Genomic DNA, 11521 nt, shown 5'->3' with positions numbered 1-11521 from the left:
CGCCGACGATCCCGGCAAACACGAGGAAGATCACGATCACCGTCATCGCCGCGCGGGTGCCGATCCGGTCGCGCGCCGAGGCATAGGATTTCTCGGTCACGCCCGCGAAATCGGCCCGGCTTTGCGCCAGATGGGTGAAGGCCTGCACCGTCTGCGCCGCCTGCAAGGCCTCTGCCGCCTTGCCCGAGGAGGTGGCGATCCAATCCTGATTCTCCCGGCTCAGCCGCCGCAGCTTGCGCCCCATCACCACGATGGGCACGATCACCGCTGGCACGATCAGCAGCACCAGCCCCGTCAGCTTGGCCGAGGTGACCAGCAGGAACACCATCCCCCCCAGCAAAAGCAGCACATTGCGCAAGGCGACCGAAACCGAAGACCCGATCACCGACAGGATCAGCGTGGTATCCGTGGTCAGGCGCGACAGCACCTCGCCGGTCAGGATGCGTTCAAAGAATGCAGGCGATTGCCCCAGAACCCGGTCGAACAGCGCCATGCGGATGTCGGCCACCACCCGCTCGCCCAGCCGGGTGACAAGGTAGTAGCGCAGGCCGGTGCCAAGCGCCAAAGCCGCCGCAATCGCCAGCGCTGCGCCGAAATACTGGTTCAGCAGGCCCGCCGCGTCGCTGTTGAAGTTATCCACGACCCGGCGCACCGCGAGGGGCAGCATCAGGCTCACCGCCGCCGTCAGCGTCAGTGCCGCCAGCGCGCCGAAGATCAGCCCGCGATAGGGCGCCAGAAACGGCGCCAGCCCACGCAGCGCGCCCACCTGTCTGGAGGCGGCGCGATCACCGTGCAGATCGGTCATTCCGGGGGCTCTGGCCATGGCTGTCTCCTGTCTCGCGGCTTGCGGTTTAGGCGCAGCGGGCTTTCGGGGCAAGCGCGACCTATGGACGCTGGACGGCGCCCGCAATTTGCCGCAGCGCCTTGCGGCTCGGGCGCAGACGGCGCGCCGCCGGGCGCCGCATGATGCGGCCAAATGAACCGGCACGGCATTGCCATGCCCACAGCTTTCGGGCAGGTTGCAGACCAGCTCAGCCAGGCTGCCGGAGTCCACCATGCCCCCTCAATTCCTTGTCACCCATTCGGGCGGTTTTCACGCCGACGAGCTGCTCTCCTCGGTCATCCTGACCCGGCTGTTCCCCGAGGCGCAGATCCTGCGCAGCCGGGACGAGGCCACGATCACCCCGGCGCCGGACCGGCTGATCTATGATGTGGGCCGCGATTACGATGCGGCCAAGGGGATTTTCGATCACCACCAGCGCCCGGTGCCGCTGCGGGGCGATGGCCAACCCTATAGCAGCTTCGGGCTGATCTGGCGGCATTTCGGCATGGAGTATCTGCGCGCCATGCAGGTGCCCGAGGCGGATTGCGCGCCCATTCATGCCAGCTTTGACGCGGGCTTTGTGCTGCCCATCGACCTGATGGACAATGGCGCCCTGTCGCCCGCCATGGCCGGGCCCATGCTGGCCGATCTGACCCTGCCGATGCTGCTGGAAAGCCTGAAACCGGTGTTTGACGACCGCGCGCCGGGCGCCGATGACCGCGCCTTCATGGCGGCGCTGCCGATTGCCCGCGCCTTTGTCGAGGCCGCCATCGCCCGCAAGGCCGCCAAGCGCCGCGCCGAGGGCGTGGTGCAGGCCGCCATCGCCGCCGCCGGGCCGGGCCGCGTGCTGGAGCTGCCGATGGGCATGCCCTTCCGCTCCGCCGTGGTGCGGGCCGGGGCCGATCACCTGCTGTTCGTCGTGCATCCGCGCGACAAGGACTGGGCGCTGACCGGCATCCGCAAGACCGAGGAAGGTTTCGAGCAGCGCGCCGATCTGCCCGCCGAATGGGCCGGGCTGACCGATGCCGCGCTGGAGGCGGCCTCGGGCGTGAAAGGCGCGAAATTCTGCCATAATGGCCGTTTCATTGCCGTGGCCGACAGCCGCGACGCCATCTTGCGCATGGCCGCCCTTGCCGTTGCCGCCGCGCTGTCGGAAACTGCCGCCTGACCCTGACAGGATTGCCGAAATGACCCCGATCATCCGCCGCGATTCGCCCCTCGCCCCCGAGGTGCTGCCCCTGCTGGAGCGCCACCTCGCGCTGATGCATGCCGCCTCGCCGCCCGAAAGCGTGCATGCGCTGGACCCCGGCGATCTCGCCACGCCCGACGTGGCCTTCTTCACCCTGCGCGAGGGCGATGCGGTGCTGGGCATGGGGGCGGTGAAACGGATCGACGCGGCCCATGCCGAAATCAAGTCGATGCATATCGTGGCCGAGGCGCGCGGCCGTGGCCTCGCGCAGGTGATGCTCGACCACCTGCTGACGCAGGCGCAGGCGCTTGGCTACCGCCAGCTGAGCCTGGAAACCGGGGTAGAAGACGTCTTCGCCCCCGCCCGCGCCCTCTATGCCCGCGCCGGTTTCACCCAATGCCCGCCCTTCGACGGCTATTGGGACGACCCCAACAGCTTTTTCATGACGCGCAGCCTTGCCTAGCCGGGCCTGACGCGGCAAAAGACCCAAGCGGGGCCCATAGCTCAACTGGATAGAGCAGCCGACTTCTAATCGGCAGGTTGAGGGTTCGATTCCTTCTGGGCTCGCCACATATCGCCGGAAGGGCCCAGAGGAAGGGTCATTTCTGCACGGCCATGGCCGCGCCCCACCCAATTTCCGAAGCTCTTCAAAACCCATGCCGAACAGGCCAAGGGCGCACGCAGACGATGCCAGAAAACCCTGCCAAAGCAGGTCATATGAGCGATGTCATGTGAGGTAAGTGGCGGAGCCGAAGGGATTCGAACCCTCGAGACCCTTCCGGGCCTGCACCCTTAGCAGGGGTGTGCCTTCGACCACTCGGCCACAGCTCCGTCGGCGGGTTTATCGGGGCGGGGGGGGAGGGGCAAGCGGAAAAATCGCGGCTTTGCACCCCAGTTGCGAAAAAAGCGTCGTCAGGCCAGAGCGGACCCAGAGACGGGTCACGCGAAAAGTCGGGTCACGCGAAAAGTCGGGTCACGCGAAAAGACGGGCCAGGCGAGAGGCGGGCCAGCGCCGAGCCCAGGACGGGCCGCCGCAGGGCAGCCAAAGGGCCACCGCCCAGGCGCCATCCCCTGCCCCGCCCATCGGCCCGGCCTCTGCCGCCCGCCCTTCCCGCTTGCCCCTTTCCGCCCGCTGCCCTAAACAGGCTTGAGATTTTGAGGGAGGCCCCCATGCGTCGCGTCGTCATCACCGGGATCGGCATTGTATCCCCCATCGGCAACAATGCCACCGAGGTCGAGGCGAGCTTGCGCGCGGGCAAATCCGGCATCGTGTTCTCGCCCGAATATGCCGAACATGGCTTCCGCAGCCAGGTCCATGGCATGCCGCAAATCGTGCTGGAAGACCATATCGACAAGCGCGACCTGCGTTTCATGGGGCCGGGCGCGGCCTATAACTTCCTCGCCATGCAGCAAGCCATCGCCGATAGCGGGCTGGAGGCGGGCGATGTGTCGAACGAGCGCACCGGCATCATCGTGGGCTCCGGCGGGCCCTCGACCTCCAACTTCTTCCAGGCGCACCAGATCGTCATCGAAAAGGGCGCGCCCAAGCGCATGGGCCCCTTCATGGTCACGCGCTGCATGTCCTCCACCAACTCGGCCTGCCTTGCCACGCCGTTCAAGATCAAGGGCGTGAACTACTCGATCACCTCGGCTTGCTCCACCTCTGCCCATTGCATCGGCAATGGCACCGAGCTGATCCAGATGGGCAAACAGGACATCGTCTTCGCCGGCGGCGGCGAGGAACTCGACTGGACGCTGAGCTGCCTCTTCGACGCCATGGGCGCCATGTCCTCGAAATACAATGACGCGCCCGCCACCGCGAGCCGCGCCTTCGACGCCACGCGCGACGGCTTTGTCATCGCGGGCGGCGGCGGCGTGGTGGTGCTGGAGGAGCTGAACCACGCCCTCGCCCGTGGCGCCAAGATCTATGCCGAAGTCACCGGCTATGGCGCCACCTCGGATGGTCACGACATGGTGGCCCCCTCGGGCGAAGGCGGCGAACGCTCGATGCGGCTGGCGGTCTCCACCCTGCCCGAAGGGCGCAAGATCAGCTATATCAACGCCCATGGCACCTCGACCCCCGCAGGCGATGTGACCGAGGTGAAGGCGATCCGCCGGGTGTTCGGCGAGGGCCATGTGCCGCCGATCTCCTCGACCAAATCGCTCACCGGCCACAGCCTCGGCGCCACTGGCGTGCATGAGGCGATCTATTCGCTGCTGATGCTGCAAGGCGATTTCATCACCGCCTCGGCCAATGTCACCCAGCTGGACCCCGAGCTGAAACCCGAAGAAATCGCCACCACCTACCGCGAGAATGTGGGGATGGATTCGGTGCTGTCGAACAGCTTTGGCTTTGGCGGCACCAATGCGACCCTGGTGATGAGCAAATATCGCGGCTGACGCCGCCCCCGATTTTTCGTCGAAAAATCGTTGTGTGAAATGGAACGGGAGAGGGCCATGGCCGGATTGATGGCAGGCAAGCGGGGCCTTGTGATGGGAGTCGCCAATGAGCGGTCGATTGCCTGGGGCATCGCCTCGGCGCTGGCGACCGAGGGCGCGGAACTGGCCTTTTCCTATCAGGGCGAGGCCTTTGGCAAACGGGTCGAGCCGCTGGCCGCCAGTGTTGGCAGCGATTTTCTGGTGGATGTCGATGTCACCAATGATGACAGCCTCGATGCCTGTTTTGGCGCGCTGAAAGACCGCTGGGGGACGATGGATTTCCTCGTCCATGCCATCGCCTTTTCCGACAAGAATGAGCTGACGGGCCGGTTCATCAACACCAGCCGGGGCAATTTCAAGCATTCGCTGGATATTTCCTGCTTCTCCTTCATCGACGTGGCGCGCCGCGCCGCCGAGATGATGCCCAATGGCGGCAGCCTGATCACCCTGACCTTCCAGGGCTCGAACCGCGTCACGCCGAATTACAATGTGATGGGCGTGGCCAAGGCCGCGCTGGAAAGCGCCACGCGCTACCTCGCCAATGATCTCGGGCCGCAGGGCATCCGCGTCAATGCCATCTCGCCCGGCCCGATGAAGACCCTGGCAGGGGCCGCCATCGGCGGCGCCCGCGCCACCTATCGCCATACCGAGCAGAACGCGCCCCTGCGCAGCAATGCCACGCTGGAATCGGTGGGCGGCACGGCGGTCTGGCTGTGTTCCGATTACGGCGCCTTCACCACTGGCGAAGTGGTGCGCGTCGATGGCGGCTTTCACGTTCTGGGCATGCCGCAGGCCGAAAACCTGTAAGCCCCCGCAAAACCGCAAAAGGCCGGGCCAAGCGCCCGGCTTTTTCATGTCTGATTTTGCAATAAAATCAACGGTCTGGAGCGGGTAGCGGGAATCGAACCCGCCCCATCAGCTTGGAAGGCTGAGGCGCTACCACTACACCATACCCGCCGCTCTGACCCATCGACAGCCCGCCTGCCCGAGGCTGCGCGTGACTGCGCCGCCGTGATAGCCCGCTTTGCGCCCTGCTGCAAGCCCGCGCGACGAGCGGCCCTTCCCCCGGCGTGACAGGCGGGCCGCCTGGCCCTACAGCCCCTCGGGCAGATGGATGTCGGGCGGCAGGAATATCTGCCCGAACTCGGCGCGGCTCTCCACCATGGCGGCCATGCCGGTGAACAGCGCGCGGCACAGCCGGTCCAGTGGCGTATCGGTCACCAGCGTCACAAAGCCATCCGCCAGCCCCGCGCGCGAATCCGGGGTCAGCGCCGGCACCACCATCGCCACCTCGCCGGGCCGCCGCGACACCCGCAGCGCCGCGATCGCCCCCTCCATGCCGCCCCCCGCCACATAGATGCCGCGCAGATCGTCATGGCGCCGCAGCGCCGCCAGCGTCGTCTCATAGGTGAGATGCCGCGTCTCCAGATTGACCACCGTTTCCAGCATCTGCAAATGCGGCGCCGCCTCGCGCAGATAGGCCCGGAACCCCGCCTCGCGCAGCTCGTGCCCATGCCAGCGATGGCCGCCCACGAACAGCAACACCTTGCCCGGCGCGCGCGCCGAAAGCGTGGTCACCCAGCCCGCCACCCGACCGATCTTCAGATTGTCCAGACCCAGATAGCCTGCCCGCGCCCCCGGCGCGAATTCCGACAGCAGCGCCACCACCCGCACGCCCTCGGCGCGCAGCTCCTCCACCGCCGCCGTCACCTCCGGGTGGTTCACCGCCGTCGCCGCCAGCACGTCGCAGCGCCCCGCCATGGCCCGCATCAGGTTCGCCATATCCGATGGCGATTGCGAGCCGGAAAACTCCAGCACCAGCCGCGCCCTGAGGCCGGGGATCTGCGTCAGGGTGCGGTTCAGCGTCTCGGCGAAGGCCTTGTAGAAATCCTGCCCCTGCTTGTGCAGCATCACCCCCAGCCGCAGCTCCGGCCCGCTGCCGCGCGACACCTGCCCGGTCAGCCGCACCAGCGCCGGATGCCCGACCCGCCGCGCCGCCTCCAGTATCAGCGCCCGCGTGGTGGCCGAGACCGCTTCACGCCCGTTCAGCGCCCGGTCCACCGTCGCCAGCGAGACCCCCGCCGCCGCCGCCAGATCCGCCAAACCCTGCCGTTTCGCCATGCCTCCCGCCTCCCTGCCCCGCCCCGTCCTGCCGAAATCACATCATTTCCGCTGATGTGTCTGACGCATTTTGACGATGGCGCATCTGCGCCACTTTTCCATCATACGGAATTTTTGTTCCATTACCGCAGAGACAAGCAAGGGGAAAGTCCCATGGCCACCCGAGATTACAGCCTTTTGGGCGCAGATGCGCGCCGCGCCGTCGAAAGCGGCCTGACTGCGGCGGAATGGTATCATACCGAAGTGCCGCGCAAGGTGATGAAAGACCTCATGGCGCGCAGCGATGGACCGGCCATCCGCGACACGATTCTGCTTTACGGGCTGATGATCGTGTTCGCGGGCGCGGGCATCGCGCTATGGCCCAGCTGGTGGTCGGCGCCTTTCTGGCTCGCCTACGGCGTGCTGTATGGCTCGGCCAGCGATTCGCGCTGGCATGAATGCAGCCATGGCACCGCCTTCCGCACGCCCTGGATGAACAACGCGGTCTATCAGATCGCCAGCTTCATGATCATGCGCAACCCCGCCACCTGGCGCTGGAGCCATGCCCGCCACCATTCGGAAACCTATTTCGTGGGCCGCGACCCCGAAATCGCCGTCATGCGCCCGCCAGAGCTGGCCAAGCTGATCCTCAATATCTTCGGCATCCTCGATGTGATGGCCTTCGTTCCGCGCATCCTGCACAACGCCGCCTTCGGCCCCACGGCCGAGGAGAAAACCTTCGTGCCGCAAAGCGAATGGGGCAAGGTGCGCCGCGCCGCGCTGGTGCATGTGGCGATCTATGCCGCCACGATTGCGCTCGCCCTCTGGATGGGCTCCATCCTGCCGTTGATGGTGATCGGCCTGCCCCGGATTTACGGCGCCTGGCATCACATCATGACCGGCCTCTTGCAGCATGGCGGCCTCGCCGACAATGTGATCGACCACCGGCTGAACTCGCGCACCGTCTATATGAACCCGGTCTCGCGCTTCATCTACTGGAACATGAATTACCATGTGGAACACCACATGTTCCCGATGGTGCCCTATCACGCCCTGCCCCGCCTGCACGAGACGATCAAGGGCGACCTGCCGCCGCCCAACCGCTCGATTGCCGAGGGCTTCCGCGAGATGTGGCCCGCCTTCAAGCGCCAGATGAAATACGAGGATTACTTCCTCAAGCGCGATCTGCCGCCCACCGCGAAACCCTATCGCGAGGATTTCCACCAATATGTGCCGGGCCATATGCGCCCCGACACCAACACCGCCGCGCCCGCAATGCCCGCGCCCACAGCAGCCGAATGAGAGGGAGGAACACTCATGAGCAACTGGATTGACGCCTGCGCCACCGATGACATCGACGAGGAGGATCTGATCCGCTTCGACCATGGCAGCCAGACCTTCGCCATCTACCACTCCCCCGAAGGCACCTTCCACGCCACCGCAGGGCTTTGCACCCATGAGGACGTGCATCTGTGCAACGGCCTTGTCATGGGCCACATGATCGAATGCCCCAAGCATAATGGCCAGTTCGATTACCGCACCGGCGAGGCGATGCGCGCCCCGGTCTGCGTCAACCTGAAAACCTACCCGGTGAAGGTGGAGGGCGGGCGCGTCTTCCTCGATCTGGCCTGAAAGGAACCCCCGATGCGCAGCAAAAGAATGACGGTCGCCGATCTGCGGGCGGTCAAGGGGCAACGTGTCCTGTCGATGCTTTATGTCGAAACGCTGGAGGAGGCCGCCGCCGCCTCTGCCGCCGGGGTGGATGTGCTGTCGATCATCGCCCCGATCTGGACGCCGGAAATGCGCGAGGCCGCAGGCGATTGCTTCGTGCAGGTGGGCCTCCTCTATGGCGAACTGGTCACGGCGGACGATTATCTCCGCGCCGGTTTCGCCGCGCAAAAGGTGGGGGGCGATGCCTATTACTGCGCCGGTTCCCTGTCGATCATCCGCAAGATGACCGATGAGGGCCTGCCGGTGGTCGGCCATGCCGGCCTCATCCCCTCGCGCGCCACCTGGACTGGCGGGTTCAAGGCCGTCGGCAAGACGCATGACAGCGCCGTGCAGCTGTGGCGCGACCTGCAAGCGCTGGAGGCCGCCGGGGCCGTGGCGGTAGAACTGGAGGTCGTGCCCGCCACGCTCGGGGCCGAACTCTCGCGCCGCACCGGCCTTGTGACCTTCGGCATGGGCGCAGGTTCGGGCACCGATGCGCAATATCTGTTCGCCGAGGATGTGCTGGGCTGCACCCGGGGCCACCGCCCGCGCCATGCGAAAACCTATCGCAACTTCCGCGCCGAATATGACCGGCTGCAAGCCGAACGCATCGCCGCCTTCCGCGAATTTGTGGCCGATGTGCAATCGGGCAACTATCCGGCCCCGCAACACGATGTGCCGATGGACCCCGAAACGCTGGAGGCAGTGCTGGCCACCATCGGCGCATGATCTGTCAGACCTTGGTCCGGTGCAATCTGCGGCCTTTTGGCTGATGATGGGGCGGCAAGGGTCCGGGGCGGGGCGGCATTGGTCCGGCCCGCCTCGGCCCCCCGCCCCAGCCATGGCAGAAGGAGGGCATCCCGTCACAGCGGCGGGGGCGCAACCGGAGACAGACCGATGACCCACTTGCCTCTTTCCCGCCTTCCCCTCTGCCTCGCCCTCGCGGGCCTGCTGGCCGCCACCCCGCTCACCCTGCGCCACGATCCCGTCAGCGGCGCCTATGCGCTGGATCACAGCACCGCCGAAGCCCGCAAGGGCCGCGGCAGTGACGACCGCCACAACGACGACCGCCAACGCGATGATCGCGGTGGCCGCAAGAAACATGACAGCCCCCCCTCCCCCCCCGGCCCGGTCACAGTGGCGAAGGTCGAACGCAGCGCGACCGAGCTGGAGGTGCGCTATTCCGACGGCACCAGGGAAGAGATCGACGCCGGCCGCTACGAGCGCAAGGATGCCAGCGGCCGCACCGTCGAGGAACGCCCGGCCACCGCCGCCGACATCGCCCGGCTTTCGGCGCTCTGACCCGCCATGCCCCTCGACCGCCGCACCCTGCTGCTGACCCTGTTGCTGCCCTTGGGCAGCGCGCTTTGGCCTGCCAGCGCCATGGCGCGGGGCGGCGAGGGGCGCGGCGGCGATGATGGTGATGACGACGATGACGGCGGTGGCGGCGGCGATGACCGTGGCGACGACGATGATGACGACGATGACGACAGCGGCGAGGATGGCGGCGGCAAGGATGACAGCGACGACGACGAGGACAAAGGCTCCGGCGCCGCCCCCTCGCGCAGCGGCAGCAGCGGCAATGGCCCCGCCCGCGACCGCCTGCCGCCGCTGAAACCCGGCCAATATCGCATCACCCGCAAGGGCCGCATCGAGGCCCTCAGCCAGGGCCAGTTCCGCCGCCTCCTGCAAGACGGCGCCGCCGGGCCGGGCGCGCAGCTGGTGCAGGTCACGCCGGGCCGCGTCACCGTCACTGACAGCGCGGGCTGGCGCGAGGAATTCGGCCGCGACCGCTACCGCCTGTTCGATCCGCGCGGCAATCTGGTGACCCGCCGCGCCCTCACCCGCAAGGATACCGCCCGCCTGCGCACCCTGCTGGGCGGTTAGCGCGGCCGCAGATGCTCGCGCGCCAGCACCGCCGCCTCCACCCGGTTGCGCAGATGCAGCTTTTGCAGGATCGAGGTCATGTAATGTTTCACCGTCTTTTCCTGCAACTCCAGCGCCAGACCGATTTCCTTGTTGCTGCGCCCCTCCGCCACCAGCCGCAGAATGTCTTCCTCGCGTTTTGACAGATCCGCCAAGGGGTTGGCCGGTTTCGCCGCCTTGCCGCCCTCGCGCATCACCGCCAGCAGCCGCGCCGCCAGCACCGGCGAGACATAGCTCTGCCCGCGCGCCAGATCCTTCACGATCCCCACCAGATCGCGCGCGCCCACGCCCTTCAGCACATAGCCCAAAGCGCCCCCCTTCAGCGCCTGCATCACCTCGTCATCCTCCTCCGAGGCCGTCAGCATGGCGACGCGCGGCGCATGGGGCAGCGCCTGAATGGCGCGCAGCGCCGCGAGGCCCCCGCCCCCCGGCATCGACAGATCCAGCAAGACCAGATCGGGCGCCAGCCGGGTCGACAGCTCCACCGCGCCGGGCGCATCCTGCGCCTGCCCCACCACATCAAGGCCCGCATCCTCGGCCAGGGTGCGCGCCACGCCCTCGCGATAGATCGGGTGGTCATCGGCAATCACGATGCGAATCCGGCTCATGCATCCTCTCCGTTCATGGCGCGGCAACCGGCAGGGTCATGCGCAATTCCGCGCCCCCCGCCACGCCCGCGCGCGGCTCCAACGTGCCGCCCAAGGCCTCAACCCGGTCGCGCAAGCCTGCAAGGCCCAGGCCCTCCGGGTTGCTGCGCGCCCCCGTGAAACCGGGGCCCGCATCGCGCACCAGTGCCTCGATCCCGCCCTCGGGGCCGGGCCGCAGCACCACCGCCATGCCGCGCCCCTCGCCATGGCGCCAGGCATTGGTCAGCCCCTCCTGCACGAAACGGTAGAGGCAGATTTTCTGCGCCTCGCCCAGTTCCGGCAGCGCCGCCGCCGCGCACTCCACTGCCACCGGCAGGCCCGCCCGGGCCGCCTGCGCCTCGGCCAGGCCCTGCACGATCGCGCAGGGGCTGCGCGCCGCAATATCGGGCAGCGCCACGCCCCGCAGCACCGACCGGATGTCGCGGATCGCGTCCTGCACCGCCCGCGTCACCTCGGCCAGCCGCGCCTCGCCGCCGGGGGCGACCGGCAACCCATCCAGCCGCAGCGCCGCATAGGCCATCAGCTGCGCCGGACCGTCATGCAGATCGGCGCCGACCCGGCGCAAGGCCTGATCCTGCGCCGCCGCCACCCGGGCCGAGGCCCCCTGCACCCGCAGCCGCAAGGCATTGTTATGCCAGGACAATTCCTCCAGCGCCAGCACCTGCCGCTCCAGCTCGGCGCGCTGGC

Annotated in this window: 13 protein-coding genes and 3 tRNA genes; 10 read left to right on the top strand and 6 right to left on the bottom strand. The window is 67.4% G+C overall.

Annotated features, from left to right (window positions below; translation table 11 throughout):
• Positions 1–823 (bottom strand): ABC transporter transmembrane domain-containing protein (locus tag JNN06_RS14690; protein WP_291240342.1); only part of this gene is annotated, 823 nt, incomplete at its 3' end.
• Between the two features lie 232 nt (positions 824–1055).
• On the opposite strand from JNN06_RS14690, the gene JNN06_RS14685 reads away from it, so the two are divergent.
• From JNN06_RS14685 to JNN06_RS14675, 3 genes are all read left to right on the top strand, one after another.
• Positions 1056–1991: an MYG1 family protein gene (locus tag JNN06_RS14685; RefSeq protein ID WP_291240341.1), complete on the top strand. Its 936-nt coding sequence runs from the start codon at positions 1056–1058 to the stop codon at positions 1989–1991.
• 19 nt (positions 1992–2010) lie between these two features.
• Positions 2011–2475 (top strand): GNAT family N-acetyltransferase, encoded by a 465-nt coding sequence (locus JNN06_RS14680; RefSeq protein WP_291240340.1) that lies wholly within the window; start codon positions 2011–2013, stop codon positions 2473–2475.
• A 30-nt stretch (positions 2476–2505) separates the two neighbouring features.
• Positions 2506–2582, top strand: a tRNA-Arg gene (locus JNN06_RS14675).
• Positions 2583–2753: 171 nt separating this feature from the next.
• On the opposite strand, the gene JNN06_RS14670 is transcribed toward JNN06_RS14675, so the two are convergent.
• Positions 2754–2843 (bottom strand) — tRNA-Ser (locus tag JNN06_RS14670).
• A 339-nt stretch (positions 2844–3182) separates the two neighbouring features.
• Here JNN06_RS14670 and fabB point away from each other — a divergent pair.
• Both fabB and JNN06_RS14660 read left to right on the top strand, forming a co-directional pair.
• The gene (fabB, locus tag JNN06_RS14665; protein ID WP_291240339.1) at positions 3183–4412 is read left to right on the top strand and encodes a beta-ketoacyl-ACP synthase I; all 1230 of its coding nucleotides are present in this window, start codon (positions 3183–3185) and stop codon (positions 4410–4412) included.
• A 57-nt stretch (positions 4413–4469) separates the two neighbouring features.
• Positions 4470–5258 (top strand): enoyl-ACP reductase, encoded by a 789-nt coding sequence (locus JNN06_RS14660; RefSeq protein ID WP_291240338.1) that lies wholly within the window; start codon positions 4470–4472, stop codon positions 5256–5258.
• A 76-nt stretch (positions 5259–5334) separates the two neighbouring features.
• Here JNN06_RS14660 and JNN06_RS14655 read toward each other — a convergent pair.
• Both JNN06_RS14655 and JNN06_RS14650 read right to left on the bottom strand, forming a co-directional pair.
• A tRNA-Gly gene (locus JNN06_RS14655) sits at positions 5335–5408 on the bottom strand.
• Positions 5409–5543: 135 nt separating this feature from the next.
• The gene (locus tag JNN06_RS14650; RefSeq protein ID WP_291240337.1) at positions 5544–6572 is read right to left on the bottom strand and encodes a LacI family DNA-binding transcriptional regulator; all 1029 of its coding nucleotides are present in this window, start codon (positions 6570–6572) and stop codon (positions 5544–5546) included.
• Between the two features lie 153 nt (positions 6573–6725).
• On the opposite strand from JNN06_RS14650, the gene JNN06_RS14645 reads away from it, so the two are divergent.
• The 5 genes from JNN06_RS14645 to JNN06_RS14625 all read left to right on the top strand — a co-directional run bounded on the left by JNN06_RS14645 (position 6726) and on the right by JNN06_RS14625 (position 10148).
• On the top strand, positions 6726–7853 hold the full coding sequence (locus JNN06_RS14645) for a fatty acid desaturase family protein (protein WP_291240336.1): 1128 nt from the start codon (positions 6726–6728) through the stop codon (positions 7851–7853).
• Between the two features lie 15 nt (positions 7854–7868).
• Positions 7869–8183: a MocE family 2Fe-2S type ferredoxin gene (locus JNN06_RS14640; protein WP_291240335.1), complete on the top strand. Its 315-nt coding sequence runs from the start codon at positions 7869–7871 to the stop codon at positions 8181–8183.
• A gap of 12 nt (positions 8184–8195) precedes the next feature.
• Positions 8196–8990: a 3-methyl-2-oxobutanoate hydroxymethyltransferase gene (locus JNN06_RS14635; protein WP_291240334.1), complete on the top strand. Its 795-nt coding sequence runs from the start codon at positions 8196–8198 to the stop codon at positions 8988–8990.
• 168 nt (positions 8991–9158) lie between these two features.
• Positions 9159–9563, top strand: coding sequence for a hypothetical protein (locus JNN06_RS14630; RefSeq protein ID WP_291240333.1), 405 nt, complete (start codon positions 9159–9161; stop codon positions 9561–9563).
• 6 nt (positions 9564–9569) lie between these two features.
• Positions 9570–10148 carry a hypothetical protein gene (locus JNN06_RS14625; RefSeq protein WP_291240332.1) on the top strand — a complete coding sequence of 193 codons (579 nt, stop codon included), beginning with the start codon at positions 9570–9572 and terminating at the stop codon, positions 10146–10148.
• Here JNN06_RS14625 and JNN06_RS14620 read toward each other — a convergent pair.
• The gene (locus JNN06_RS14620; protein ID WP_291240331.1) at positions 10145–10795 is read right to left on the bottom strand and encodes a response regulator transcription factor; all 651 of its coding nucleotides are present in this window, start codon (positions 10793–10795) and stop codon (positions 10145–10147) included. The genes JNN06_RS14625 and JNN06_RS14620 overlap by 4 nt on opposite strands.
• 13 nt (positions 10796–10808) lie before the next feature.
• Positions 10809–11521: ATP-binding protein (locus JNN06_RS14615; protein WP_291240330.1), on the bottom strand; the 713-nt coding region annotated here is incomplete at its 5' end.

This window comes from Gemmobacter sp., from assembly GCF_016792925.1.
GTDB lineage: Bacteria > Pseudomonadota > Alphaproteobacteria > Rhodobacterales > Rhodobacteraceae > Gemmobacter.
The sequence above is the reverse complement of the archived record's forward strand: the minus strand, read 5'-3'. Positions and strand labels throughout refer to the sequence as shown.